Source organism: Stenotrophomonas sp. FW305-C-20-S1 (assembly GCF_058783335.1).
In genome coordinates, this window is sequence record NZ_JBYTEK010000009.1 from 20,794 (window position 1) to 45,830 (window position 25,037).

Consider the following 25,037-nt stretch of genomic DNA (forward strand, 5'->3'; position numbering starts at 1 on the left):
GTCGCCTTCCACACCCTCGGCTATCTTTCCCACCCATGAACGAAACCCGCAGCGCCCTCGTCGTCGACGATGAACGCGATATCCGCGAACTGCTGGTGTTGACCCTCGGCCGCATGGGCCTGCGCATCAGCACCGCCGCCAACCTCGCCGAAGCCCGCGAACTGCTGGCCAGCAATCCCTATGACCTGTGCATCACCGACATGCGCCTGCCCGATGGCAATGGCATCGAACTGGTCAGCGAGATCGCCCAGCACTATCCGCGCACGCCGGTGGCGATGATCACCGCCTTCGGCAGCATGGACCTGGCCGTGGAAGCGCTGAAAGCCGGTGCCTTCGATTTCGTCAGCAAGCCGGTGGACATTACCGTGCTCCGCGGCCTGGTCAAGCATGCGCTGGAACTCAACAACAGCGAACGCCCCGTTGCCGGCCCCGCCGCCGAACAGGCCGCACGCCTGCTCGGCGAATCGCCGGCGATGGACGTGCTGCGCGCCACCATCGGCAAGGTTGCGCGCAGCCAGGCGCCGGTCTACATCCTGGGCGAATCCGGGGTGGGCAAGGAACTGGTTGCACGCACCATCCACGCACAGGGTGCACGCGCCGCTGGGCCGTTCGTGCCGGTCAACTGTGGCGCCATTCCCACCGAGTTGATGGAGAGCGAGTTCTTCGGCCATCGCAAGGGCAGCTTCACCGGCGCCCATGCCGACAAGCCGGGACTGTTCCAAGCCGCACACGGCGGCACCCTGTTCCTGGATGAAGTGGCCGAGCTGCCGCTGCAGATGCAGGTGAAGCTGCTGCGTGCGATCCAGGAAAAATCGGTGCGCGCGGTGGGCGCCCCCAGCGAAGAGCCGGTGGACGTGCGCATCCTCTCGGCCACCCACAAGGATCTGGCCGAGCTGGTCGAAGACGGGCGCTTCCGCCACGACCTCTACTACCGCATCAACGTCATCGAACTGCGCGTGCCGCCGCTGCGCGAGCGTCGCCAGGACCTGCCCGCACTGGCGGCGTCGATCCTGGCGCGGCTGGCCCGCAGCCACGGCCGCGCCACCCCGCTGCTGGCGCCGTCGGCGCTGGACGCGTTGGCCCAGTACGGCTTCCCCGGCAACGTGCGCGAGCTGGAGAACATCCTGGAACGCGCGCTGGCACTGGCCGAGGAAGACCGTATCGGCGCCGACGACCTGCGCCTGCCGCAGCATGCGCCGCGCTCACCGGGCAGCGCCGCCCACGCTGAAGCCGTGGTGGATCTGCATCCGGGCAGTGCCGCCCTACCCTCGTATATAGAGCAGCTCGAGCGCAGTGCCATCCAGCGCGCGCTGGAAGAAAACCGCTGGAACAAGACCCGCACCGCCGCGCAGCTGGGCATCACCTTCCGTGCGCTGCGCTACAAGCTGAAGAAGCTGGGGATGGAATAGGTAGTGCCGGCCGCTGGCCGGCAACCTCGTGCACCGCGCCATCCACGCATGGCGTGGATCTACTGGTTGCCCATCCACGCACGGCGTGGATCAACCGGCCGTTCTGCGTCGGAATGGTAGTGCCGGCCGCTGGCCGGCAACCCCGTGCATCGCCCATCCACGCATGGCGTGGATCTGCTGGTTGCCCCATCCACGCACGGCATGGATCAACCGGCCGTTCTGCGTCGAAATGGTAGTGCCGGCCGCTGGCCGGCAACCCCGTGCACCGCCCATCCACGCATGGCGTGGATCTACGGCATCAATCCTTGGTGACGCGATTGATCTCGGCCAGGCTGGTCACGCCCGCGGCCGCCTTCTTCAACGCCGACTGCCGCAGGTCATTCACACCGATCGCCTGCGCGGCCTCGGCAATCTGCAGCGCATTGCCACCCGCCAGCACGATGGTCGCGATCTCGTCGGTCATCGGCATCACCTGGTAGAGGCCGGTACGGCCCTTGTAACCCTCGGTGCATTCATCGCAGCCCACCGCCTCGTGCAACTGGATACCCGCGTCCAGCTGCGCCTGGGTGAAGCCCTCGGCCAGAAGGGCGTGTGCAGGCAGGTCGGCCGGCCGCTTGCAGTTCGAGCACAGGCGGCGCGCCAGGCGCTGGGCGATCACCAGCGTCACCGAGCTGGTGATGTTGTACGGCGCGATGCCCATGTTCATCAGGCGCGCGATGGTCTGCGGCGCATCGTTGGTATGCAGCGTGGACAGCACCATGTGACCGGTCTGCGCAGCCTTGATCGCAATTTCCGCCGTTTCCAGATCGCGGATTTCGCCGACCATGATGATGTCCGGATCCTGTCGCAGGAACGAGCGCAGCGCTGCAGCAAAGGTCATGCCGCGCTTGTTGTTCTGCTGCACCTGGTTGACGCCCGGCAGGCGGATTTCCACCGGATCTTCCGCGGTGGAGATGTTGCGGGTCTCGTCGTTGAGGATGCCCAGCGCGGTATACAGCGACACCGTCTTGCCCGAACCGGTCGGGCCGGTCACCAGCACCATGCCGTACGGCTTGTGGATTGCCTCCAGGAACAGCTTCTGCTGGTCCGGCTCGTAACCCAGCTTGTCGATGCCCAGCTTGGCCGCGCTGCCATCGAGGATACGCAGCACCACCTTCTCACCGAACAGCGTAGGCAGCGTGCTGACGCGGAAGTCGATCTGCCGGGTCTTGGACAGGTTGAGCTTGATGCGCCCGTCCTGCGGCACGCGCTTTTCGGCGATATCCAGCTGCGCCATCACCTTCAGGCGCGCGGCGATGCGCTGGTTGAGCTTGTTCGGCGCGCGCGCGACCATCTTCAGCAGGCCGTCGATGCGCAGACGCACGCGGTAGTCGTCTTCGTAGGGCTCGAAATGGATGTCCGACGCGCCCTTGCGGATCGCGTCAATCAGCACCTTGTTGATGAACTTGACCACCGGGGTGTCGTCGCCCTTGGCGTCGATACCGCTGTCGGTGCTGGCCATGTCGTCGTCGCCACCGCCAACATCGAGGTTGGCCATGCCGTCATCGTCGCCACCCAGCGCATCGCCGATCGTGTCATGGCTGGCATGCCACTGCTCCAACGTGCGGCGGATCTGGTCCTCGTCCACCAGGATCGGCTCAACCACCAGATTGGTGTGGAACTTGATCTCGTCCAGCGAGTGGGTGGGGTTGCTGGTGCCGACGAACAACTTGCCGCCGCGTTTGAACAGCGGCAGCACGTTGTGCTTGCGCAGCAGCTCTTCGCTGACCAGGTTCATCGCATTCTGGCTGCTGTCGAACGTGGACACGTCGAACAGCGGCATGCCGAATTCGACGGCGTTGGCGGCAGCGAGCTGCGAGGCGCTGACCAGCTTGTTCTGCGCGAACCACGTCGGCAGGGGCTGGCGAGCGGCGGCCGCCTTGGCCATGGCATCGCGGGCAGCGACTTCGTCCAGCGCGCCGTCCTGGACGAGGCGGCGGGCCAGGCCGGTGATGCCGACGAGATTGGCGGTGGTAACGGCGTTCATAGAAATCCTTGGCTCATGGGTCTGGCAGCGCGGTGCGCCCTCCAAGGGCACCACACGGGGCAGCAGAACCTGCCGCGAGCATCGGCCAGCGGCATCGCCAATCCATGAGCAACGCTGCCTTGCCCGGCGTCGCCGGCCCGGCAGGCACGATCCTGACTCCCCCGGGGATGATAGCCCCGTCAAGGGTCGCCCAACATCCCATTGCCGGCTGAAATGTGATCAGCAGCCCGTTGGGCGATAGCGTGCTTCAAAGGCGCTGCCGTCGCAGCTCCAGATGCCCTCGGCGGAGCGGCGCAGGATCAGGTCTTTGCCTTCCAGGGCGCTGTGGCCTTTCAGCGTGCAGCTGATATGGCCGACACCTGATTCGCTGAGTTCGGCTTCGACTACCGAGCAGTGGGCGTTCTGAGAGCCGCCGATGAGTTCCGGCGTGACTTCACTGACAGATCGTCCTTGATACACGACGATTTCCACCAACGTCTTGCCGGGGCTGATATCGGCCAACGCGGCGGTCAATTGGGTGCGGATGATGTACGGCTGGAACGCCACCATCGCGATCGCAGCCAGGATAGCGATGATGGCCACCACGATCATCAACTCGATGAGCGTGAAGCCTTTTTGCGTATTCATGACTCCCCCTGTTTTATCCAGCAATCCCCATTGCTGCGTGCCGACCGCTTCTTATGCATCAGTCAGCACAAGGCCCGCCGAAGCGGGCCTTGTGTGTAACAACTGGAGTCGCCCATATTTAGATGCGACGTACCCCAATCAAAAATCGATCAGCTGCAGCCCTTGGGCTTGAACTTGGCGTCAACACCAGTGGTGACACAGCTGAAGCCACCAGCAACTGCGGTTGCACCCGAGCCAGATGCTTCGGCGTAGTTCAGGGCGATCGTCGAAGAAGTGCCGATACGACCCGGGTCGCGGATGGTGCAGGTCATACCGGCCGTTGCAACGGCAATCGTCGAGCAAGCACCGGTTTCGGCAGCCTGGAAGCCAGCGTTGGCCACGGTCGGGGTGCCACCGTCGCTGATGACCATCTCGAACTGGGTCTTGTGCGAGGCCAGGTCAGCCAGAGCGGCAGTGACCTTCGACTTCGAGGTGTAGTCCTGGTAAGCCGGCAGTGCAATGGCGGCCAGGATCGCGATGATCGCAACAACGATCATCAGTTCGATAAGGGTGAAGCCCTTCTGGTTCTTCATAGTCGTACATCCCCAAGATAGTGGTGGTTGAGTCAGTGCACAGGATCGGTCCGACCTTCGGCCGGCTGAGCGGGTCCTGCACCTGCGGGTGGATCAACGCAGGTTGCGTGCCAACCCCGGCACGCCTCCCCCTGGATTTCCCCGCGCCCATGATGGCAGCAATTTCGTGGATGGGAACCCCCCGTATTCGAATCTGCGATGGACGCGGCAATGTGACGCAGTGCGTCACCTTTGGTCGGCGGCCGGCACGAAATTGCATTCCGGCCCGCTCGGCAACTGCCCAGACGGCAATGAACCCGCTACCATCGGCAACTGGATGCCCGTCTGGGGATGGCGGGCCGGGGAGCCAACATGTCTGTCAGTCGCAGTGCGATCAAGAAAGAACCGGTGGCGCGCGCCACCATGGAGCTGCAGCCGTTTGTCTGGGAGGGGACCGACAAGCGGGGCGTGAAGATGAAGGGCGAGCAGTTGGCCAAGAATGCCAACCTGCTGAGGGCCGAACTCCGTCGCCAAGGCATCAACCCCGGTACGGTGAAGACGAAGCCGAAGCCGTTGTTCGGTGCTGCCGGAAAACCGATCAAACCGCGGGACATCGCCTTCTTCAGCCGGCAGATGGCCACGATGATGAAGTCCGGCGTACCGATCGTGTCGGCACTGGAGATCATCGGCAGCGGGCACAAGAACCCGCGCATGAAGAAGATGGTGGACACCATCCGCACCGATATCGAGGGCGGCTCCTCGATGTACGAAGCGGTCAGCAAGCATCCGGTGCAGTTCGACGAGCTCTATCGCAACCTGGTGCGGGCCGGCGAAGGCGCCGGCGTGCTGGAAACCGTGCTGGACACGGTGGCCACCTACAAAGAGAACATCGAGGCGCTGAAGGGCAAGATCAAGAAGGCGCTGTTCTACCCGATCATGGTGGTGGTGGTGGCCATGCTGGTCAGCGGCATCATGTTGGTATTTGTGGTGCCGCAGTTCGAGGATGTGTTCAAGAGTTTCGGCGCCGACCTGCCGGCGTTTACCCAGATGGTGGTGAACCTGTCGCGGTTCATGGTGTCGTGGTGGTGGCTGATGCTGATTGTTGCGATCGGAACGGCGGTCGGCGCGGTCATGGCCTACAAGCGCTCGCCAAAGATGCAGCACGCCATGGACCGGTTCGTGTTGAAGGTGCCGGTGATCGGCCAGATCATGCACAACAGCGCCATTGCCCGTTTCGCCCGCACCACCGCCGTTACGTTCAAGGCGGGCGTGCCGCTGGTGGAGGCACTCAGCATCGTGGCGGGCGCCACCGGCAATACGGTGTATGAGGAGGCGGTGCTGCGGATGCGCGATGACGTGTCTGTCGGCTACCCGGTCAACGTTTCCATGAAACAGACCAACCTGTTCCCGCACATGGTCATCCAGATGACCGGCATCGGCGAAGAGGCCGGCGCCCTGGATGCCATGCTGTTCAAGGTGGCCGAGTACTACGAGCAGGAAGTCAACAATTCAGTGGATGCCCTGAGCAGCCTGCTGGAACCGATGATCATGGTGTTCATTGGTACCATTGTTGGCGGCATGGTGATTGCCATGTACCTTCCCATCTTCAAGCTCGGCGCCGTCGTCGGATAAAACATACATGGCATTTCTCGACCAGCATCCCGGCCTCGGCTATCCCGCCGCGGCCGGCCTGGGACTGCTTCTGGGCAGCTTCCTGAACGTCGTCATCCTGCGCCTGCCCAAGCGGCTGGAATGGCAGTGGAAGCGCGATGCGCGCGAGGTTCTGGAGGAGCCGGACTTCTACGAGCCGCCCCCGCCGGGCATCGTGGTGGAGCCTTCGCACTGCCCGCACTGCAAGCACAAGCTGGCCTGGTACGAGAACATCCCGCTGTTCAGCTGGATGATCCAGGGCGGCAAGTGCCGCCACTGCAAGGCACCCATCTCCATCCAGTACCCGCTGGTGGAAGCGCTGACCGCGGTGATGGTGCTGGCCTGTGTGTGGCAGTTCGGCTTCGGCTGGCAGGGCTTCGGTGCGATCGTGCTGACCTGCTTCCTGATCGCCCTGTCCGGCATCGACCTGCGCACCCAGCTGCTCCCGGACCAATTGACCCTACCGCTGATGTGGCTCGGGTTGATCGGTAGCATCGACAACCTGTACATGCCGGCCAAGCCTGCCCTGCTGGGGGCTCTGCTGGGCTACCTGTCGCTGTGGTCGGTGTGGTGGCTGTTCAAGCAGCTGACCGGCAAGGAGGGCATGGGCCACGGCGACTTCAAGCTGCTGGCCGCGCTGGGCGCGTGGTGCGGCATGAAGGGCATCCTGCCGATCATCCTGATGTCGTCGGTGCTGGGCGCCCTCATCGGCTCGATCTGGCTGTACAGCCGCGGCCGTGACCGGGCGACACCGATTCCGTTCGGCCCCTACCTGGCACTGGCCGGCTGGCTGTTCTTCATGTGGGGCGAGCCCCTGCTGAACCAGTATCTGGTGATGAGCGGGCTGCGCTGAGGGGAGTCCCCATGAGCCAGTATGTGGTGGGTCTGACCGGCGGCATTGCCTCGGGCAAGAGTGAGGTAACCCGGCGCTTCGAGGCGCTGGGTATTGTCGTGGCCGACGCCGACCTGGCCGCGCGCGCGGTGGTGGCGGTGGGCAGCCCTGCCCTCGCCCTGATTGCCGAGCGCTTCGGTGCAGACATGCTGCTCACCGACGGCGCCCTGGACCGGGCGCGCCTGCGTGCCCACATCTTTGCCGACCCGGCCGAGCGGACGGCGCTGGAAGCAATCACCCACCCGGCCATCCGCCGGCTGATGCAGCAGCAGTGCGAGCAGGCCGCCAGCCCCTATGCGCTGGCGGCGATCCCGCTGCTGACCGAAGTGGGCGGTCGCCAGGCCTATCCGTGGCTGGACCGGGTGCTGCTGGTGGATGCCCCGGAAGCCGTGCAGCACGCCCGGCTGATGCAGCGCGACGGCATCGACGCCGCGCTGGCGGACCAGATGATCGCCGCCCAGGCCACCCGCGCGCAGCGCCTCGCGCGGGCTGATGATGTGGTCGTCAATGATGGCCATCCGGATGACCTGCAGGCGCAGGTCGAGCGGTTGCATGCGCGGTACCTGGTGTTGGCGGCAGGGTAATCCTGCAGGTCTATCGGCACCGCGCGAACGCGCATCCAGGCATGGCGTGGATCTACTCCAGCTGCTGGCGGGCGTAGCGGGCCAGTTCGCGGGCGGCCAGCAACAGACCTTCCACTACATCCGGCGGCAGTTGCTGGCCTGCGCTGCCCTGCACGCGTGCCGCTTCGGCGGCGTGCAGCATCTGGATCAGCGCATTGAGACCGGCCAGGGTACGGCTGAGGCTGGCCAGGGTTACGGCCTGCGACGGACTGAGACCGGTGCCCTTCCGGGTCTGGCCATCGGCGTTGTCGCGGCCATCCATGCGTGCCATCAGCGCGGGCAGCAGGTCGCTGGGTTCGGCCAGTACGTCTTCGATGCGTTCGGCGATGTCGGCCGGCAACTGATCGGCGGATTCGCCAACCAGGCGGCGCAGGTTCGGATAGGTAGTGCGTGCAGACATGGCAATGCTCCTCGCAGACGGCAAGGCCACCCGCGGATGCGGGGTGGCGGACGGTGCGGGTTGGCGTACCGGAGACCCAACAACTCGAAAGCAAGGAAAAAGACTCCAGCGGACTCTTGCGAGTCCCCACGCACCGCCCGCCGAAGCAGAAGGCATGCGATGCATTTTCCACGATGGCCAAAGCGCATCTGGAGCTTTCAAGTTGTCGGGTTTATTCAGGACGCCAATCCCGGCCGGGGCGATGACCCCGACCGTGCCATCTCGCCAGCTGCATGCATTGCGGTCATGAGGCGAAAACGCCATGCGTCCCAACCGTCTGCGGAACCGTGCGGTGTGACACGCGCAGGGCGCGGAATGCATCACGCAGGTGTCGTGCTGGACCAGAAACGCCGCGCCTTCGCGGAAGCTGCATTGGCGTTGCATGCGACATTTCGCGCCGAGTGGGAGATTTTGGCGACAGATGGATTTGCGCCGACCAAGGTCGGCACCCACCAGAGCAGCATCGGCGACCGGAGGATTCGTGCCGACCAAGGCCGGCCCCCACCAAAGCAGCATCAGCGACGAATGGATTCGTGCCGACCAAGGTCTGCACCCACCAAAACAGCAGCCAGAATGGGTTACAGCGGCTTCGGCGAGAACGTCAGCGTGGCGATCACGCCGCGGGCGCCGCCCGGCCGCACGCTTACCTGCCAGCCGTACAGATCGCACAGGCGACTGACGATCGACAGGCCGATACCGCCACCCTGCGAGTGGCCGGCATGGGTACCGCGGTAGCCGCGCTGGAACAGCTTGGCGGCATCTTCCTCGCTCAGGCCTGGCCCGCTGTCGGTCACCGACACAGCGTTGGTGCCCACATGTACGCGCACCTCGCCATCCTGCGAGTACTTCACCGCATTGCCGATCAAGTTGCCCAGCGCCACCGACAACGCCGCTTCGGGGGCATCGATGACCAGATCGCGTTCGCCATCCAGGTGCAGCTCCAGCGGCTTGCCACCCAACTGGGCGCGGTGCGCGTCCAGCAGCTGTTCGGCCACCCGGGCTACGTTGCTGCTGCCCTGCCCGCGTTCGTTGCGCGACAGCAGCAGCAGCGCGCCGATCAGATCGCTGCACTGCTGCTCGGCACGCTGGATGCGCTGCAGGCGCTGCAGCACCTTTTCGTCCAGGCCGGGGCGGGTCAGCAGAAGCTCGGTGGCGCCACGGATCACCGCCAACGGCGTGCGCAGCTCGTGGCTGACATCGGCATTGAACTCACGGTCGCGCTGCACCACTTCGGTCAGCCGCGAGGAATAGTCATCCAACGCCTGTGCCAACTGGCCCACTTCGTCATCCGGGAAGCGCGGCGCCAACGGCTCGGGCTCACTGGTACCGCCACGGTACGCACGCAGGCGCGCGGCCAGATCCGAGACCGGCTTCATCACCTTGGAGGCCGACCACCAGCCCAGCACCAGCGACAGCAGGCTGAATACCAGCACCGACAGGAACAGCGCGCGGTTAAGCTGCTGCCCACCGCGGACGCTGTCGGTCATGTCGTAGGCCAGGAACGCCCAGGCATCGGGAGTCTTGCGCACGGCCAGCTTGTAGGAATAGCGCTCGCCGCGCTCGTCCACACCGCCCATGTTGTACAGGCCGTCCTTGAACTCGTACCAGTCCGGCTCCTCCTCGCGCAGGGCTTCGAACTTGTCCGGCTTGATCAGGCGCGCGCGCATCTGCTGCACCGGCAGGTCGGGGTTGCGGTCCGGGCTTTCGTAATAACGCCGCACGTACTCGCTGATGTTGCGGTTCATCACGTCTTCCACCAGCTGGTTTTCCACCCGCATGCGGGCCCAGTTGGTGGCGAACGCGAACAGTGTCGTCAGGCAGAAGCCCAACAACACGAACGAGACGATGATGCGGCTGCGCAGGCGCCGCCGATAAGGCGTGCGCCGGCGCTCCCCCTTGCTTGCCACAGAATCAGGCTTCCGGCGTAGCGATGCGGTATCCGATGCCATGGCGGGTCTGGATCATCGGCACTTCAAAGGGCTTGTCCACCACGGCGCGCAGGCCGTGGATGTGCACGCGCAGCGAATCGGAGTCCGGCAGCTCTTCGCCCCAGACACGGGTTTCCAGCTCCTGCCGGGTGACCACGGCCGGGGCCGCTTCCATCAGCGCCTGCAGGATCTTCAATGCGGTCGGGTTGAGCTGCAGCAGCTTGCCCTGGCGGCGCACTTCCAGCGTGTCCAGGTTGTATTCCAGGTCACCGGTTTCCAGCACGCGGGTCTGCACGCCCTTGCCGCGACGCGACAGGGCGTTCAGACGCACTTCCACTTCCTGCAGCGCGAACGGCTTGATCAGGTAGTCGTCAGCACCGGAATCGAAGCCGGCGAGCTTGTTGTCCAGCGAATCGCGCGCGGTCAGCATCAGCACCGGGGTCTGCTTGCGCGCTTCATTGCGAAGCTTGCGGCAGACCTCGATGCCGTCCATGCCGGGCAGGTTGAGGTCCAGGACAATCGCGTCGAACTCGTGCACGACAGCCAGATGCAACCCGGTCACTCCGTCGGCAGCGAAGTCCACGGTGTGGCCCCGGTCCTCCAGGTAGTCGCCCAGATTGGCCGCAATGTCGCTGTTGTCTTCGATTACCAGGATTCTCACTGTCACCTCTAATTGACGAATTTACCGACGCGCTGGGCCTGGCCCATGTCGCGCTGTGCCTTGTCCTTCTGCCGAGCACGCTCGGCGACGGTCATGCATTGCGTGGACGACATGTTGGAACCAATGGCCTTCTCACGTCGGCATATTAGACGACTATCTTCACGCGCCTGTGTCAAAACGGTGTTCACGACCTGCTGATCGTTGAAGACCTCAGTTCGTACCGATTCAGGCATCGCGTCCTTGGTCGGGTACTGCTCGGCGGCGGCACGGATGCGAACCAGGGTCTCGCGGACCTTGCCGCGCTCTTCCTGACGGAGCTCGGAATAGGTTTCGCCATCGTTGAGCTCGATCTCGATGCGCTCTACCTGCTGCAGCAGCGGCTTGCCCGGCAGGAATACCTCTTCGGCACTCTTGGCCCCTGCCGAGGCAGCGACCAGGGCCAACGCCGAAACCAGAACCGCTGATATCACTGGATGCTTCATGACAAACGAATCCCTGTCTGAGGTGAACGCCGACTGTATGCGGATGCCCGCTCTGCCAGCAAGTGCTGGCCGGCAGGGTGCAGGCGGCCTTAAAGCTTGGAGTCCGGGTTCAAGTTGCTGTAGGTGCGCTGGTCGTTGAGCAGGGCCTTGCCCTTCTCTTCGATGCGGCGCCGTTCGGCCACGGTCATGCAACGGCTCTTGGGCATGTTGCTGCCCGTGGTGCGCTGGTACGAGCAGATCTGGCGGCTGTCGTCGTGGGCGCGCGTCAGGATGCTGTTGACCCGCTCCTGATCGTTGAAGACGTCGTTCTGCACCTGCGGTGGCAGCTCCTGGACGGTCTGCCGCTCGCCCATCCGCTGGGTGATCCGCGCCAATGCCTGCTGGACCTGACTGCGGTCCTCGGCGGAGATTTCGTTGTAGTCGCCCTGCTGCAGGGCTTTTTCGACCTGGCGGACCTGCTCGGCCACCGGGGTCTGGCGGTCCATCTGCACAGCCGCCTTTTCCGGCTTGGCCAGTGCAACGCCAGGCAGGCACAGCAACAGCACGATCATCGTGGTGCGGTACATCGCCAACCTCCCGATCCTTCGGAACGAAGGCCCAACTCTACGAGTGTCCCCACGTGCCCACAAGGGCCCCTTGGCAGGGGGACACAGGGCATAAAAAAGACCCAGGCGGTGCACCCGCCTGGGCCTGAAGTTGTATCCCGATACCGATCCTGCTGAGAGGCAGAGCTGCGGTTCGTTGAAGGCTACGCCCGGGGCGATTAAAGCAGTGTTAAACCCGCCAACCCCGCCTGAATTTAATTTCAAGCCACTGAAATATCAGGATTTTTTGATCTTCTCGACGTGTTCGATGATGCGTGCGGCCACATCCACCCCGCAGGCGGCCTCGATCCCTTCCAAGCCCGGGGTGGAGTTCACCTCCAGCACCAGCGGGCCGCGCTCGGAGCGGATCAGGTCCACCCCGCAGACGCCCAGCCCCAGCGCCTTGGCCGAACGCACCGCCACCTGCTGCTCGGCCCGGCTGGCCTTGGACGCCACCGCCGTGCCGCCGGCATGCAGGTTCGAGCGGAAATCCCCCTCCGGCGCCTGGCGCTGCATCGACGCCACCACCTGGTCGCCGACCACGAAGCAACGCAGGTCGGCGCCCTTGGCCTCGCCGATGAACTCCTGCATCAGGAAGTTGGCATACAGGCCACGCAGGGCTTCGACGATGCCGCGCGAGGCGCTGGCCTTCTCGGTGAGGATCACGCCACGGCCCTGGGTGCCTTCATTGAGCTTCACCACATGCGGCGGCGGGCCGAGCATGGACAACAGGTCGACGGTGTCATCCGGGTTGTCACCGAAGACGGTGACCGGCATGTCGATGCCCTTGGCCGCCAGCAACTGGTGCGCCCGCAGCTTGTCGCGCGAGCGCAGGATCGCGTCGGACGGATTGGGCGTGCGTGCGCCCATCAGTTCGAACTGGCGCAGCACGGCGGTGCCATAGCGGGTGACCGAAGCACCGATGCGCGGGATGACCGCATCCACGCCGGTCATCGGCCGCCCCTTGTAGTGCATGGAAAAGCCGTCCGCGGCGATGCGCATGTAGCAGCGCAGCGGATCCAGGATGCGCACGGTATGGCCGCGCGCGCGCGCGGCCTCGACCAGCCGACGGGTGGAGTACAGCCGGGTGTTGCGGGACAGGATGGCGAGCTTCATCGCAGTGGGATCGGTCGGCAGGCGCGCAGCATAGCGTTTCAGCGTTGCGTCTGGATGATGCTGCCCGGCCCGCGCGCAGCCGCGCTGCCCAGCTCACTCCGTGCCTGGCAACACCGGCGGACAGGTGCGTGCCGCTTCGCCCAGCGCGGCGATGCAGGCCATCTGGATGGCCGACCCACTGAAGGCGTCCTGATAGATCTGCCCGATCAACCGCGCCGCCTCCGGGCCACCGGCACGCCCGAGTGCTCGAACCGCTTCGACCTGTTTGGCTGAGCCGATGCCGGCCGAAAGGAAGATCCTGTGCAGCCGTGTGACAACGTCATCCCTGCTTTCCACGCGCATGTTTCCACTTGAAAGGAGTCTGGACGCTACCGCGCACTGCCTGCACGGGAAATGCGGATTGTTGGAAACGAACGCCCCGCGCTCGGCCTGAATCAGGCCCGACAGAATCTAGCCGATGCGAACGAAGCGGGCCCATCTGAATCGCTCGCCCAAGCGACTTTTGAATGTGCGAGGTCAGGAGCGCGCTCCAGCCAGCTCGACGCCGTAGGGCGCCGTGGGGCAATGCCGCGACAGCACTTGGCCATTCCCCTACCCAGCATCTTGCACGCATGGAAAGGCCACCGTTCACCTTCGCCGACTGGAATTACCTGCAATAGACGGGGAGTTACCTGACTTCAAACGACGCGATCATTGTTGATAACCTCGGACGCAGGGGATCCATCAGCAAAGGAGATGCATGATGCCTGTTACGCAAAGTGGGAGATTGGCTTGTATCGTCGCAGGGCTGGCACTTTCTGTAGCACTCGCCGCCAATGCAAGCACGCAACAAACACAGCCTCAGCAGCAACAGCGACTTCCCTCTGTGGCGGAAAGCATGTCGATTTTCCGACAGCTGGAGCCTGAACTGCAGCGTTTTGTGGATCAGCAGACGCGGCTACCGGGCCAAGAAGAGCATGTACTTGTCCGGATCACTCCTGAGCCGTCTACAGGCATAGTCTGGATTGATCTGGATTCAGGCTATTTGCCTAAAGGGGCGACGGAGCTGAGTGAGAGTTTCGGCGAAAAGATCGGCGAGATCGAGGCGGAGCTTTACGAGTACCTCTCCGGAACTGTCGGATTCAAGTACGTTATTGCACGAATCGGGGGTAAAACGATCAATGAAATCCTTCCCCCGGAGCGTCTGCTGAAACACAAGGATCAGCGCAGCACTCGCGCTGCATCAGCCCCCGTGCCGGGTCTGGTTGTCATCAATCCAGGCCACGGCAAGTACTTCCACTATGGGAGTAATACCTGGGAGTACGAGAGACCTGAACCCTATGCAGGCACCACCGACGTGCATGAGGACGACATCACACCGCGCTTTGCTTCGATGCTCAACACATGGCTCACCTCCCGCAGCAGAGATTTCGTAACCGAAGTCCGGCATACACGGGCCATCGGAAATCCGTTCATCGAGGAGGAAAGCAATCTCTCCTGGAAAGACTTGGCCGCTCGCTACTACATCAAGTCACTGCTGCCCGACGAGGGTCCCACAATCTGGAACCGCTTCCCCGACGGCCAGCCCAACCGTCGCGATCTTCGTGAGCAGGACGACGACATCGCAGCCCGCGCCAGATACGCCAATCACATCAATGCAGAGACGTTCATCTCTCTGCACACCAACGCGGCCACTGCAACCGCACGTGGAGCGCTGGTGATGACAAAATTGGATGATCCATCATCTGTACAGCTCTCCAACAACATTCTCTGCTACATGAAAGAGCAGATAAATGCGCTGGAGAACTACGCGGACTTCGTCATCAGGCCGAACCTCGTCAATGGCAATAACAAGGCAGAAGTCCGCGATGCGGAGATGCCTACAGCACTGATTGAAGTAGCCTTCCACTCCAACGCCGAAGACGCCAAAGCACTTCAGGACTCAGAGTTCCGTGCGGCAGCTATGAAGGGCGTGGAGAAGGGCTATCGAACGTTCAGGAAGGGGGAGACCGATTGTCGACCACTAACAATCACGAATCTGCCTCCGGTCACCGGGCCACATCTCACCGATATTCCTTATACCTTCCAGTTCATGGGATCACCGACCTATCCGCTGTACCTTCGCAGCAAAGTTGTGACCTGCCCTCCGGATTACCACTGCAGCCAGAACTCCACGCAGTACATATCTCCCAGCAGTACGCCAGACACACTGAATTCAGTTGCCAACTGCACTACTGTGCGCCCGGCTGCAGGCGCTGTAATTGAAGTTGATCGTTATCTTGAAGACTCTGACGGCGTCAGAAGTCCCTTGGTGCGAAGCAAGATCACCTGTACTTGACGCGGGCCACTCATTTCCCCACGTTGATTTGCTGCACCTGACCGAAGACGCGCCTCGTTGCTGGAAGCACGAACCTGCCGAACGAGCAGCGAAGACTCACAACTCGCGGCCGATCGCGAATGAAGCGAGTCTTCCCTTGACGGGCGCGCATCGCGCTGAGGATTCGATAAGACCCGCGAGGCGGCGGACATTCACGAGGCGCAGGCCCAGCCGAGCATCCATCAGTCACCACGACCGGAATCCACGCGCGAAAGAAAAGAGAGTCCAAAACCACTTCGGCGCAGTGAATTGCGAAGCGCTTCGGTTATTGCAGAGCGCCTCGATCTGGCGCAAACCGCTGGAAGACATGGAGCGGGCGAAGGGAATCGAACCCTCGTCAGTAGCTTGGGAAGCTACAGCTCTACCATTGAGCTACGCCCGCGTTGCCCGACAAGTCTATGCGGGGCACGTGTTCAAACGCAACGGGCAGGCCCTTGCAGCCTGCCCGTGGCGGTGACGGCAGGCCCGCAGGCCTGCCGTCGTGTGCATCAGAAGCTGCCGCTGAAGCTGGCAAACAGCGTCGCGTCCTGCGCACGCTTCTGCAGGGTGGTGGCGCTCAGGCCGATGTTGCTCTGCAGGCCGAACAGCTCCATGCGCGCGCCCAGGATGGCGGTTGCATAGTTCTTGTCGAAGTCCATGCCCGGCACACGGTACATGCCGACGTCCGGCAGGCTCTGCACCCAGGCGCTGGCCTGCTTGGTGTCTTCAAACTCGTGGTCGTAGGTCACCTGCACGTACGGCTTGACGGTGCCGCCGTCGAAGCGGGCCTGCCAACCGATACGGCCGACGGTGGAATCGACATCCTGCTTGCCGTAACCCAGCGCGGTTGCCAGGGTGCCGGCATCGGCGCTTTCGGTGTAACCGTCGATCTTGACCTGCTGCCAGATCACCGAGGCGATCGGGCCGTGGCGGAAGCCACCTTCGGTGCCGAACTCGTAACCGGCGTTCAGGGCAGCGGTCAGGTTGCTGCCGTCCGGCGAGCCACCGTGTTCGCGGGTGGCCGGGCCGAGCTGGACCTTGCGGTTCACGTCATAGGACAGCCAGGTGTAGCTGACCTGGCCATTGACCCAGATGCGGTCGCCGTACCAGCCGGCGAACAGACCGGCCGTGGTGTCCTTCTGGGTGAAGTCGCCACGGCTGTTGCCGAAGTCGGCATTCAGGCGGCCAAAGCCGGCGAAGCCGCCGAAGACCATGCCGTCACGTGCCCAGTCGACACCGAACAGGCCGGCCGGGGCCAGGCCGTCGTACAGATCGGCGTGGTCGTAGCGCTGCATGTCACCGCGCACGCCGCCCCACCAGGACATCCCGTCGGCCGGACGGCCGGCCTGGTGCAGGCTGACCTGGTCGGCGCGCGAACGGCCGATGGTCTGCGCCGAGTGGCTCAGCACCTGCTGCAGGCGCGGGCCTTCCAGGATCGAGATGGCGTACTGGCCCAGCATCTGGTGCGCGGCCGTGGTCGGGTGCACGTCATCGGCGAACAGGTAGGTACTTGCCGCGTCCGGGCGCACATAGGCCAAGGGGCTGCAGGTCAGCGACGACTGCACGGTGCAGGCCCGGCCTGTGACGTTGCTGAAGCCGTACATGCCCGGGCTGGCGATGATTTCGCGCAGCAGCGTGTAGGTGTCCAGCGGAATGAAATCGATGCCGGCCTGCTTGAGACCGCCATAAAGCGCGCTGTTGTAGGCGTTGGACAGCGCCGTCCCCTGCACGCGCGCGGCAGCGCCGCGATCGATGAAGCCCGGAGTGGAGCCGATATCGGGCAGGTTCGGAACCAGCACGTACTCGGCACCGGCCTGCTTCAGGCTGGCCACGATACCGATCTGGTCAGTGACCGCCGAGCCGATGACTGCCGGCGCCTGGGCCGGGTTGGTGATCTGGAACAGGTCGTTTGCGCCACCCCAGACGGTGTACAGCGCGCGCGGATCCGCCTTGCCACCGTTGGCGGCCAGGTAGTTGGCGGTCTGCGTCTTCAACGACGGCACCAGCACGTTGCCCAGCTGCGGGTTGCGGAAGTCGGTGCCGACCCGGGCGCCGCCGACAGCGTAGTTGTCGCCGGTCTGGCCGTTGCCGTTCGGGCTGGCGTTGGTGCCGTAGTAATCGGCCACCCACTGTGCCCACTCCCAACCGGGGTTGGTGGTGGACTGGCCGGTGACCGGACGCACGTCGGCCGGCAGCAGCGGACGGAAGTAGCCGCTGTCGGTCAGGCTGTCACCGATGAACACGGTGCGGGTGAACGGGGATTCGCCTGCCATGGCCGGCAGCGCGGCCAGCGCGATCGCGGCCGCCATGAGGGAGCGGATCGGGCGTTTGCTGAGCAGCATGTAAAAACTCCTGTGGGGATATCGTTTGAGGATCCGACGCACGTACGCCGGCGCACGGTGAATGGTTTCACTGCGCCGCCAATTGCTCACGCTGCGCCGCCGCATGGATTGTCGCCCGAGCCAGGCCTGGCGGGCTTTGCCGGTGCGGGCGTAGCGCACAACTTGCAACGGTTCCGATGCGAACCGGCGATCAGCGACAATGGCCCCATGAACATCCAGCTCAATGGCGAACCCCGCACCCTGCCCGCTTCGGCGACCCTCCTGGACCTGCTTGCGGCCGAGCAGTTGCTGCAACGCCGGGTGGCGGTTGAGGTGAACGGCGAGATCGTCAGCCGCAGCCGTCATGCCGAGCATGTGCTGGCCGAGGGCGATGTGGTGGAGATCGTGCATGCCCTGGGTGGCGGCTGAGGCATCCCGCGCTCTGCGCTCGCCGGGCATGGCCCGGCGCTACCCTGCGCATCCGTTCCGGTAGCGCCGGGCCATGCCCGGCGGCGTCGAAGTGACGACCCCATCTTCGGGCGGATAAGCGATAATCGCGTCATGAACGCTCATGTCTCCCCCGATTCGCTGGTGATCGCCGGCAAGACCTACAGCTCGCGGCTGCTTACCGGCACCGGCAAGTTCAAGGATCTGGAAGAAACCCGCCTGGCCACCGAGGCCGCGGGCGCCCGGATCGTCACCGTGGCCATCCGCCGTACCAACATCGGCCAGAACCCGGGCGAACCGAACCTGCTCGACGTGCTGCCGCCGGACCGTTACACCATCCTGCCCAACACCGCCGGCTGCTACACCGCCGAGGATGCCGTGCGCACCTGCCGCCTGGCCCGCGAACTGCTGGACGGCCACAACCTGACCAAGCTGGAAGTACTGGGCGACCAGAAGTCGCTGTACCCGGACGTGGTGCAGACCCTCAAGGCCGCCGAGCAGCTGGTCAAGGACGGTTTCGAGGTGATGGTCTATACCTCCGACGACCCGATCCTGGCCAAGCGCCTGGAAGAGATCGGCTGCGCTGCGGTGATGCCGCTGGCCGCGCCGATCGGCTCGGGCCTGGGCATCCAGAACAAGTACAACCTGCTGCAGATCATCGAAGACGCCAAGGTGCCGATCATCGTCGACGCCGGCGTGGGCACCGCGTCGGATGCGGCGATCGCGATGGAGCTGGGCTGCGACGGCGTGCTGATGAACACCGCCATCGCCGGCGCGCGCAACCCGGTGTTGATGGCCAGCGCCATGCGCAAGGCCGTGGAAGCCGGCCGCGAGGCGTTCCTGGCCGGCCGCATTCCGCGCAAGCGCTATGCCAGTGCGTCCTCGCCGATCGATGGGTTGATCGGCTGATGACCAATCCATTCGACAGCGCCGGTTCGAAGGCACCGCCCAAGCCGTTCACGGTCAACGAAGGCCGCCGTGAAGTGCGCAGCTTCGTGCTGCGCCAAGGCCGTTTCACCCCGGCCCAGCAGCGCGCGTTCGACGAGCGCTGGCCGCGTTTCGGCCTGGATTTCAGCGGTGAACCGCGCGATCTGGATGCCACCTTCGGCCGCGATGCGCACAAGGTGCTGGAAATCGGCTTCGGCAACGGCGCCGCGCTGCGCTTCGCCGCGCAGCAGGACCCCAGCCGCGACTACATCGGCCTGGAAGTGCACGCGCCCGGCGTGGGCCGCCTGCTGAACGCGCTGGCCGACGACAACGCCGACCACGTGCGCCTGTACCACCACGACGCGGTGGAAGTGCTGGAAAAGGAAATCGCCGATGGCGCGCTGGACGAAGTGCGCATCTACTTCCCCGACCCGTGGCACAAGAAGCGCCACAACAAGCGTCGCCTGATCCAGCCGGGTTTTGCCGAGCTGCTGGTGCGCAAGCTGCGCCCCGGTGGCCGCCTGCACTGTGCCACCGACTGGGAGGATTACGCCGAGCAGATGTGGGACGTGCTCGATGCCACCCCCGGCCTGGTCAACCGTGCCGGTCCGCGTGGCAGTGTGCCGCGCCCGGACTGGCGCCCGCAGACCCACTTCGAGACCCGCGGCCAGAAGCTCGGCCATGGCGTCTGGGACCTGTTGTACGACCGCACCTGATGAACGCCTGAGGACGCCGCGCCCCACATGGATACCGCGCTGACGCTGACCACTGACATGAAGCTCGTGCTCGGGCTGGTCGGCTTCACAATGGCGATGTTCCTGTTCGAGCGCATCCGCGCCGACGTGGTCGCGCTGGTGGTGCTGGTGGTGCTGGGCGTGACCGGCCTGATCGCGCCGGAGGAGATCTTCGGCGGCTTCTCCGGCAACGCGGTGATGAGCATCATCGCCACCACCATCCTCGGCGCGGGCCTGGACCGCACCGGTGCCTTGAACCGGCTCGCGGCCTGGCTGCTGCGGCGCGGCCATGGCGTGGAGCAGCGGCTGCTGATGATGACCACGGCCATCGCCGGCCTGAACTCGTCCTTCATGCAGAACCCGTCGGTGATGGCGCTGTACCTGCCGGTCGCCTCGCGCCTGGCCGCGCGCACCGGGCTGACCATGCAACGCCTGCTGCTGCCGATCTCGGCGGCGATCGTGATGGGTGGCGCGCTGACCATGGTCGGCAACTCGCCGCTGATCCTGCTGAACGATCTGCTGGCCTCGGCCAACAACAACCTGCCCTCCGGCCTGGCCACCATTGAGCCGCTGCGCATGTTCGCGCCGCTGCCGATCGGCATCGCCCTGCTGATCGCCTCGCTGCTGTATTTCCGCTACTACGGCGACCGCAAGCTGGTGGAAGAGGAAAGCCTGGTCAACGACGGCACCACGCCGGCCCGCACCGAGAGCTACTTCGCCAAGACCTACGGCATCGAAGGCGACGTGTTCGAGCTGGTGGTCACCGCCGAGAGCCCGCTGGTCGGCATGACCCTGGGCGAGGCCGAGAACCTGCATGACGCGCCGCTGCTGCTGGCACTGAAGACCGGCAATGACACCCGTCTGGCCCCCCCTGCGGAAATGCGCATCTGGGTGGGCAGCGTGCTCGGCGCGATGGGCCCGCGCCAGCAGATCCACGATTTCGCGCAGAACCAGTTCCTGCGCATGTCCTCGCGCCTGAAACACCTGGGCGACTTGTTCAATCCCAGCCGCGCTGGCATTTCCGAGGCGGTGGTGCCGCCGACCTCCGGCGTCATCGGCAAGACGGCAGGCGAGCTGCGCCTGCGCAAGGAACGCGGCATCAGCCTGCTGGCGATCAATCGCGACAAACAGGTGATCCGCGAGGATGTGCGCGATGTGCAGCTGCGCGCCGGCGACATGCTGGTCTTCCACAGCATCTGGACCGACCTCGCGCAGGCCGCCAAGAGCCGCGACTTCGTAGTGGTCACCGATTACCCCACCGGCGAGCAGCGCCCGCACAAGTTCAAGATCGCCATGGCGATCTTCGCCCTGACCATCCTGATCGCTCTGACCAGCAAACTGCCGGTGGCGCTGACGCTGATGACCGGCGTGGCCGGGATGCTGTTGACCGGCGTGCTGCGCATGGACGAGGCCTATGCCTCGATCAACTGGAAGACGGTGTTCATGATGGCCGGGCTGATTCCGCTCGGCTGGGCGATGGATTCCAGCGGCGCAGCGGCATGGGTGGCCGGCCATACCATCGACAAGCTGCCCACCGGCATTCCGATCTGGGTGCTGGAACTGGCGCTGGCGCTGCTGACCACGGTGTTCTCGCTGGTGATCAGCCATGTGGGCGCGACCATCGTGATGGTGCCGATCGCGGTGAACCTGGCGCTGGCGGCCGGCGGCAATCCCACGGCGTTCGCGCTGATCGTGGCGCTGTCGGCGTCGAACAACCTGATGACGGCGTCGAACCCGGTGATTTCGATGATCACCGGCCCGGCCAACTACACCCCGCGCGAGATGTGGCGGGTCGGCGGCCCGCTGTCACTGATCTACACCTGCGTGGTGGTGGTGATGATCAACCTGATGTTCTGAAAGGTTGGGTTTGTTGGCAGGGCTGCGCCCTGCACCCGCAGAGGCAACGACAACGACAACGGCAACGGCCTGCATTCCTTGGGATGGCGGGGTGGGTTCGGTTGCGGGGGACGCTGCAAGTACATCCATGTAAGCTCGGTCGCCGCATCCATGCGGCTCACGCCCCCGCAACCGGACCCACCCCGCCTTCGACAGATTTCCGCGATCTGTCGGAACGGCGTTCTGTGTTGCTGTTGGCAGGTGTCGACCTTGGTCGACCAGTAGATCCACGCCACGCGTGGATGATTTTCGAGATATTCGATTTCCAATGGAGATTCATCCACGCATGGCGTGGATCTACTGCAGATCGCGGAAATCCGACACCGCCCCGCCATCCCACGGAATGCCTGCTGTTGCTGTTGCCGTTGCTTCGGCATCTGCAGGTGCAGGGCGCAGCCCTGCCGAACCCTCTACTCCGCTACTTCTTCTACCTGGCGCGGTTCGGGCTTGGTGTCGGGCAACTGCCAGAAGATCAACGTCGACGTGAGCGTGATCGCGCCCACGCACAGGAACGTGGCGTGCAGCGCAGCCGTGGCGCCGTGGCCTTCCAGCTGCGTGCCGAATGCGGCCAGCAGGCTGCCTGCGGCGGCTGCACCGAAGCCGGCGGCGAGCATCATCACCATCGACAGCAGGCTGTTGCCGGAACTGGCGAACTCACGGTCGAGGTCGCGCAGGGTGACGGTGTTCATCACGGTGAACTGCAACGAATTGACCGCACCGAAGAACGCCAACTGCAGCAGGCGCACGGCCAGGTGCTGGCCCGGTGTCATCAGGATGAAGCTGGCCATCGCCAGGCCGACCAGCACGGTGTTGGTCATCAGCACGCGGCGATAGCCGTAGCGTTCAACCAGTTTCACCGCCAGCTTCTTCGACACCATGCCTGCGGCGGCCACCGGCACCATCATCAGGCCGGCGTTCATCGGCCCGAGGCCAAGGCCGACCTGCAGCAGCAGCGGAATCAGCATCGGCATGGCACTGCTGCCGATGCGCGAGAACAGGTTGCCGAGAATGCCGATGCGGTAGCTGGGCACGCGGAACAGTGCCAGGGAGAACAGCGGTGCCGTTGAATTTGCCGCGTGCAGCCAGTAACCGACCAGCGCGGCCAGGCCGGCCACGGTCATCAGCATCACCAGCGCGTGAGGTGTACCGAGCCCGGAAATCCCATCCAGTGCCAGCGACAGCACCACCATCGCAAAGGCCAGCATGGCGTAGCCGCGAAGGTCGAACCGGGTGCGGTGGCTGGCGTAGTGGTCGGGCATGATCTTCATCGCCGCGATGAAGCCGATGACGCCGATCGGCAGGTTGATCAGGAACACCCAGTGCCACGAGGCGATCTCGACCAGCCAACCACCCAGCGTGGGGCCGATCAGCGGACCCACCAGTGCGGGAATGGCGATGAAGCTCATCGCACGCAGGAAGTCCTCGCGTGGCACCGAGCGCATCACCGCCAGGCGCCCGACCGGCAGCAGCATCGCGCCGCCGATGCCCTGCAGTACGCGCGCGGCCACCAGCTGGTGCAGCTGCTGCGCCATCGCGCAGGCCAGCGAGCCGAGGGTGAACAGGATGATCGCCACCAGGAAGGTGCGTCGGGTGCCGTAGCGGTCGGCGATCCAGCCGGAGGCGGGAATGAAGGTGGCCACTGCCAGCGCGTAGCTGAAGACCACCGACTGCATCTGCAGGGGGCTTTCGCCAAGGCTGGCCGCCATCGCCGGCAAGGCCGTGTTGACGATGGTCGAGTCCAGCATCTGCATGAAGATCGCCAGCGAAACCAGCCACAGCAGGGGACGCTGGCGGGTGTAGGTCGATGGCGCTGTGGACATGGGGCGTGGCCGGTGCAACGTGGGGGCGCCATGATCGCGCACTGCGGGTCACGGCGCGATCAACATCGCGCCGTGATTGCCTGCGCGATGCTCAGCGTTGGCTGTGTGCGTGCACTGCGTCGACCAGCACCTGTACATGGGCCGGGTCCATGTCCGGCGACATGCCGTGGCCGAGGTTGAACACATGGCCCTCGCGCGAACCACCGTTGCCGGCGGCATAGGTATCGAGCACGCGTGCGGCCGCAGCGGCGATCGCATCAGGCGAGGCATACAACGTGGTCGGATCCAGGTTGCCCTGCAGCGCTACGCGGCCACCGGTGCGGCGCAGCGCTTCGTCCAGGTCCAGCGTCCAGTCCAGGCCGAGCGCATCGGCGCCGGTCTGCGACAGCGCTTCCAGGTGCAGGCCGGTGCCCTTGCCGAACAGGATCAGCGGCGTGCGCTCGCTGCCTTCGCCGCGCTCCAGGCCTTCGGCGATGCGCTGCAGATAGCGCAGCGAGAACTCGCGGTACATTGCCGGCGACAGCACGCCGCCCCATGTGTCGAACACCTGCAGGGCCTGCGCACCGGCCGCGCGCTGCGCGCCGAGGTAGGCAATCACCGCATCGGTGGTTACCTCCAGCAGGCGGTGCAGGGCCTGCGGATGGTTCAGCGCCATCGCCTTGATGCGCGCGAAATCCTTGCTGCCGCCGCCCTCGACCATGTAGCAGGCCAACGTCCACGGGCTGCCCGAGAAACCGATCAGCGGCACCTGGCCGTCCAGTTCGCGGCGGATCAGGCGCACCGCGTCCATCACATAGCCCAGATCCTGCTCCATGTCCGGCACCGCCAGCCTGGCGATGGCCGCTTCATCGCGTACCGGGTGGCGGAACTTCGGGCCTTCGCCTTCGACGAAGTACAGCTCCAGGCCCATGGCATCGGGAATGGTGAGGATGTCCGAGAACAGGATGGCCGCGTCCAGCGGGAAGCGGCGCAGCGGCTGCAGGGTGACTTCGCAGGCGATCTCCGGGTTCTTGGCCATGGCCAGGAAGCTGCCGGCCTTGGCCCGGGTGGCGCGATATTCCGGCAGGTAGCGGCCGGCCTGGCGCATCAGCCAGACAGGGGTGCAGTCCACCGGTTCGCGGCGCAGGGCGCGCAGCAGGCGATCGTTGCGGAGAGGGCTGGTCACAGTGGGCATTCCTTGGGCGAAAAGAGCAGCGGCGCAGTCAGTCGCCGTGCGAAAGAATCTGGAAGCCCCGATGCAGTTCGGCATCGCGGGCTTTGTCGTAGGCGTGGCGGGCTTCGTCGGCCGTCAGGTACAGCTCGCGCCGCAGCTGCGAGCGGGCGCCGACGCGGCCGGATTCACGCAGCAGTTCCCAGCCGCCGAACAGGTCCGGGACCAGGGTCAGGCGCAGGAAGCGCGGTGCCTGGGCACCGTCGGCGGGTTGTTGCAGGTGGACGTGCATGGCACCGATTGTAGCGGGGGCGAGGTGAGCCCTGCCGCAACGCGGATCCGGTAGTGCCGGCCGCTGGCCGGCAACCTCATGAAACCTCCCAGGTAGCGCCGGGCCATGCCCGGCGAACGCGCAAGCG

General features: G+C 64.8%; 23 protein-coding genes and 1 tRNA gene. 9 read left to right on the forward strand and 15 right to left on the reverse strand.

Annotated elements, in window-relative coordinates; all coding sequences use genetic code 11:
- Positions 1-35 precede the first annotated feature (35 nt).
- Positions 36-1,409 (forward strand): sigma-54-dependent transcriptional regulator, encoded by a 1,374-nt coding sequence (locus AC3WTC_RS06735; protein WP_025874296.1) that lies wholly within the window; start codon positions 36-38, stop codon positions 1,407-1,409.
- A gap of 298 nt (positions 1,410-1,707) precedes the next feature.
- Here AC3WTC_RS06735 and pilB read toward each other — a convergent pair whose 3' ends face one another.
- The 3 genes from pilB to AC3WTC_RS06750 form a co-directional block, all read right to left on the reverse strand.
- On the reverse strand, positions 1,708-3,435 hold the full coding sequence (gene pilB / locus AC3WTC_RS06740; protein WP_492711143.1) for a type IV-A pilus assembly ATPase PilB: 1,728 nt from the start codon (positions 3,433-3,435) through the stop codon (positions 1,708-1,710).
- Between the two features lie 219 nt (positions 3,436-3,654).
- Positions 3,655-4,062, reverse strand: a complete 408-nt coding sequence (locus AC3WTC_RS06745; protein WP_080150564.1) for a pilin — start codon at positions 4,060-4,062, stop codon at positions 3,655-3,657.
- A 149-nt stretch (positions 4,063-4,211) separates the two neighbouring features.
- Positions 4,212-4,634 carry a pilin gene (locus tag AC3WTC_RS06750; protein WP_080150566.1) on the reverse strand — a complete coding sequence of 141 codons (423 nt, stop codon included), beginning with the start codon at positions 4,632-4,634 and terminating at the stop codon, positions 4,212-4,214.
- Positions 4,635-4,985: 351 nt separating this feature from the next.
- Between AC3WTC_RS06750 and AC3WTC_RS06755 the strand changes: the two genes are divergently transcribed.
- The 3 genes from AC3WTC_RS06755 to coaE are packed head-to-tail and all read left to right on the forward strand — an operon-like array spanning position 4,986 to position 7,739.
- Positions 4,986-6,245 (forward strand): type II secretion system F family protein, encoded by a 1,260-nt coding sequence (locus AC3WTC_RS06755; RefSeq protein WP_080150567.1) that lies wholly within the window; start codon positions 4,986-4,988, stop codon positions 6,243-6,245.
- Positions 6,246-6,252: 7 nt separating this feature from the next.
- Positions 6,253-7,116 carry a prepilin peptidase gene (locus AC3WTC_RS06760; RefSeq protein ID WP_025874291.1) on the forward strand — a complete coding sequence of 288 codons (864 nt, stop codon included), beginning with the start codon at positions 6,253-6,255 and terminating at the stop codon, positions 7,114-7,116.
- An 11-nt stretch (positions 7,117-7,127) separates the two neighbouring features.
- Positions 7,128-7,739 carry a dephospho-CoA kinase gene (coaE, locus tag AC3WTC_RS06765; protein WP_492711145.1) on the forward strand — a complete coding sequence of 204 codons (612 nt, stop codon included), beginning with the start codon at positions 7,128-7,130 and terminating at the stop codon, positions 7,737-7,739.
- Positions 7,740-7,791: 52 nt separating this feature from the next.
- Here the strand turns inward: coaE and AC3WTC_RS06770 are convergent, their stop codons facing one another.
- From AC3WTC_RS06770 to AC3WTC_RS06800, 7 genes are all read right to left on the reverse strand, one after another.
- Entirely contained in the window at positions 7,792-8,178 is a 387-nt protein-coding gene (locus tag AC3WTC_RS06770; protein ID WP_025874288.1) for a hypothetical protein, read from the reverse strand.
- Positions 8,179-8,795: 617 nt separating this feature from the next.
- Positions 8,796-10,166 (reverse strand): sensor histidine kinase, encoded by a 1,371-nt coding sequence (locus AC3WTC_RS06775; RefSeq protein ID WP_080150572.1) that lies wholly within the window; start codon positions 10,164-10,166, stop codon positions 8,796-8,798.
- Positions 10,129-10,806 carry a response regulator transcription factor gene (locus tag AC3WTC_RS06780; RefSeq protein ID WP_025874286.1) on the reverse strand — a complete coding sequence of 226 codons (678 nt, stop codon included), beginning with the start codon at positions 10,804-10,806 and terminating at the stop codon, positions 10,129-10,131. The genes AC3WTC_RS06775 and AC3WTC_RS06780 overlap by 38 nt, the downstream gene beginning before the upstream one ends.
- Before the next feature lie 8 nt (positions 10,807-10,814).
- A complete protein-coding gene (locus AC3WTC_RS06785) occupies positions 10,815-11,288 on the reverse strand; it encodes a hypothetical protein (RefSeq protein WP_033831854.1) in 474 nt (157 codons plus the stop codon).
- A gap of 89 nt (positions 11,289-11,377) precedes the next feature.
- Complete coding sequence (locus AC3WTC_RS06790; RefSeq protein WP_394122638.1) at positions 11,378-11,854, reverse strand: hypothetical protein; 477 nt, start codon at positions 11,852-11,854, stop codon at positions 11,378-11,380.
- A gap of 255 nt (positions 11,855-12,109) precedes the next feature.
- Positions 12,110-12,988, reverse strand: a complete 879-nt coding sequence (rimK, locus tag AC3WTC_RS06795) for a 30S ribosomal protein S6--L-glutamate ligase (protein ID WP_025874283.1) — start codon at positions 12,986-12,988, stop codon at positions 12,110-12,112.
- Between the two features lie 93 nt (positions 12,989-13,081).
- Entirely contained in the window at positions 13,082-13,330 is a 249-nt protein-coding gene (locus AC3WTC_RS06800) for a hypothetical protein (RefSeq protein ID WP_032951630.1), read from the reverse strand.
- A 400-nt stretch (positions 13,331-13,730) separates the two neighbouring features.
- Here AC3WTC_RS06800 and AC3WTC_RS06805 point away from each other — a divergent pair, with 400 nt between their 5' ends.
- Positions 13,731-15,305, forward strand: coding sequence for an N-acetylmuramoyl-L-alanine amidase family protein (locus AC3WTC_RS06805; RefSeq protein WP_492711150.1), 1,575 nt, complete (start codon positions 13,731-13,733; stop codon positions 15,303-15,305).
- Positions 15,306-15,652: 347 nt separating this feature from the next.
- Here the strand turns inward: AC3WTC_RS06805 and AC3WTC_RS06810 are convergent.
- A tRNA-Gly gene (locus AC3WTC_RS06810) sits at positions 15,653-15,726 on the reverse strand.
- Positions 15,727-15,832: 106 nt separating this feature from the next.
- Positions 15,833-17,665, reverse strand: coding sequence for an autotransporter domain-containing esterase (locus AC3WTC_RS06815; protein ID WP_033831855.1), 1,833 nt, complete (start codon positions 17,663-17,665; stop codon positions 15,833-15,835).
- 207 nt (positions 17,666-17,872) lie between these two features.
- Here AC3WTC_RS06815 and thiS point away from each other — a divergent pair, with 207 nt between their 5' ends.
- The 4 genes from thiS to AC3WTC_RS06835 all read left to right on the forward strand — a co-directional run bounded on the left by thiS (position 17,873) and on the right by AC3WTC_RS06835 (position 21,609).
- Positions 17,873-18,073 carry a sulfur carrier protein ThiS gene (thiS, locus tag AC3WTC_RS06820; protein WP_025874279.1) on the forward strand — a complete coding sequence of 67 codons (201 nt, stop codon included), beginning with the start codon at positions 17,873-17,875 and terminating at the stop codon, positions 18,071-18,073.
- Positions 18,074-18,205: 132 nt separating this feature from the next.
- Positions 18,206-19,000 carry a thiazole synthase gene (locus tag AC3WTC_RS06825; protein WP_032975186.1) on the forward strand — a complete coding sequence of 265 codons (795 nt, stop codon included), beginning with the start codon at positions 18,206-18,208 and terminating at the stop codon, positions 18,998-19,000.
- Positions 19,000-19,734 carry a tRNA (guanosine(46)-N7)-methyltransferase TrmB gene (gene trmB / locus AC3WTC_RS06830; protein WP_025874277.1) on the forward strand — a complete coding sequence of 245 codons (735 nt, stop codon included), beginning with the start codon at positions 19,000-19,002 and terminating at the stop codon, positions 19,732-19,734. The genes AC3WTC_RS06825 and trmB overlap by 1 nt, the downstream gene beginning before the upstream one ends.
- A gap of 27 nt (positions 19,735-19,761) precedes the next feature.
- Positions 19,762-21,609, forward strand: a complete 1,848-nt coding sequence (locus AC3WTC_RS06835) for an SLC13 family permease (RefSeq protein ID WP_025874276.1) — start codon at positions 19,762-19,764, stop codon at positions 21,607-21,609.
- A gap of 449 nt (positions 21,610-22,058) precedes the next feature.
- Here the strand turns inward: AC3WTC_RS06835 and mdtD are convergent, their stop codons facing one another.
- The 3 genes from mdtD to AC3WTC_RS06850 all read right to left on the reverse strand — a co-directional run bounded on the left by mdtD (position 22,059) and on the right by AC3WTC_RS06850 (position 24,910).
- Complete coding sequence (mdtD, locus tag AC3WTC_RS06840) at positions 22,059-23,468, reverse strand: multidrug transporter subunit MdtD (RefSeq protein ID WP_025876990.1); 1,410 nt, start codon at positions 23,466-23,468, stop codon at positions 22,059-22,061.
- 91 nt (positions 23,469-23,559) lie between these two features.
- Complete coding sequence (hemE, locus tag AC3WTC_RS06845; protein WP_032951968.1) at positions 23,560-24,642, reverse strand: uroporphyrinogen decarboxylase; 1,083 nt, start codon at positions 24,640-24,642, stop codon at positions 23,560-23,562.
- A gap of 28 nt (positions 24,643-24,670) precedes the next feature.
- Positions 24,671-24,910 (reverse strand): WGR domain-containing protein, encoded by a 240-nt coding sequence (locus AC3WTC_RS06850; protein ID WP_025876992.1) that lies wholly within the window; start codon positions 24,908-24,910, stop codon positions 24,671-24,673.
- Positions 24,911-25,037 lie beyond the last annotated feature (127 nt).

Coding starts and splice junctions, on each gene's coding strand:
- AC3WTC_RS06805 (WP_492711150.1), top strand. CDS start 13,731: ATGCCTGTTACGCAAAGTGGGAGATTGGCTTGTATCGTCGCAGGGCTG.
- AC3WTC_RS06800 (WP_032951630.1), bottom strand. CDS start 13,330: ATGCGCGTGGAAAGCAGGGATGACGTTGTCACACGGCTGCACAGGATC.
- trmB (WP_025874277.1), top strand. CDS start 19,000: ATGACCAATCCATTCGACAGCGCCGGTTCGAAGGCACCGCCCAAGCCG.
- AC3WTC_RS06760 (WP_025874291.1), top strand. CDS start 6,253: ATGGCATTTCTCGACCAGCATCCCGGCCTCGGCTATCCCGCCGCGGCC.
- AC3WTC_RS06825 (WP_032975186.1), top strand. CDS start 18,206: ATGAACGCTCATGTCTCCCCCGATTCGCTGGTGATCGCCGGCAAGACC.
- AC3WTC_RS06850 (WP_025876992.1), bottom strand. CDS start 24,910: ATGCACGTCCACCTGCAACAACCCGCCGACGGTGCCCAGGCACCGCGC.
- AC3WTC_RS06770 (WP_025874288.1), bottom strand. CDS start 8,178: ATGTCTGCACGCACTACCTATCCGAACCTGCGCCGCCTGGTTGGCGAA.
- mdtD (WP_025876990.1), bottom strand. CDS start 23,468: ATGTCCACAGCGCCATCGACCTACACCCGCCAGCGTCCCCTGCTGTGG.
- AC3WTC_RS06735 (WP_025874296.1), top strand. CDS start 36: ATGAACGAAACCCGCAGCGCCCTCGTCGTCGACGATGAACGCGATATC.
- thiS (WP_025874279.1), top strand. CDS start 17,873: ATGAACATCCAGCTCAATGGCGAACCCCGCACCCTGCCCGCTTCGGCG.
- rimK (WP_025874283.1), bottom strand. CDS start 12,988: ATGAAGCTCGCCATCCTGTCCCGCAACACCCGGCTGTACTCCACCCGT.
- pilB (WP_492711143.1), bottom strand. CDS start 3,435: ATGAACGCCGTTACCACCGCCAATCTCGTCGGCATCACCGGCCTGGCC.
- AC3WTC_RS06785 (WP_033831854.1), bottom strand. CDS start 11,288: ATGAAGCATCCAGTGATATCAGCGGTTCTGGTTTCGGCGTTGGCCCTG.
- AC3WTC_RS06750 (WP_080150566.1), bottom strand. CDS start 4,634: ATGAAGAACCAGAAGGGCTTCACCCTTATCGAACTGATGATCGTTGTT.
- AC3WTC_RS06835 (WP_025874276.1), top strand. CDS start 19,762: ATGGATACCGCGCTGACGCTGACCACTGACATGAAGCTCGTGCTCGGG.
- AC3WTC_RS06815 (WP_033831855.1), bottom strand. CDS start 17,665: ATGCTGCTCAGCAAACGCCCGATCCGCTCCCTCATGGCGGCCGCGATC.
- hemE (WP_032951968.1), bottom strand. CDS start 24,642: ATGCCCACTGTGACCAGCCCTCTCCGCAACGATCGCCTGCTGCGCGCC.
- AC3WTC_RS06790 (WP_394122638.1), bottom strand. CDS start 11,854: ATGTACCGCACCACGATGATCGTGCTGTTGCTGTGCCTGCCTGGCGTT.
- AC3WTC_RS06775 (WP_080150572.1), bottom strand. CDS start 10,166: ATGGCATCGGATACCGCATCGCTACGCCGGAAGCCTGATTCTGTGGCA.
- AC3WTC_RS06745 (WP_080150564.1), bottom strand. CDS start 4,062: ATGAATACGCAAAAAGGCTTCACGCTCATCGAGTTGATGATCGTGGTG.
- coaE (WP_492711145.1), top strand. CDS start 7,128: ATGAGCCAGTATGTGGTGGGTCTGACCGGCGGCATTGCCTCGGGCAAG.
- AC3WTC_RS06755 (WP_080150567.1), top strand. CDS start 4,986: ATGTCTGTCAGTCGCAGTGCGATCAAGAAAGAACCGGTGGCGCGCGCC.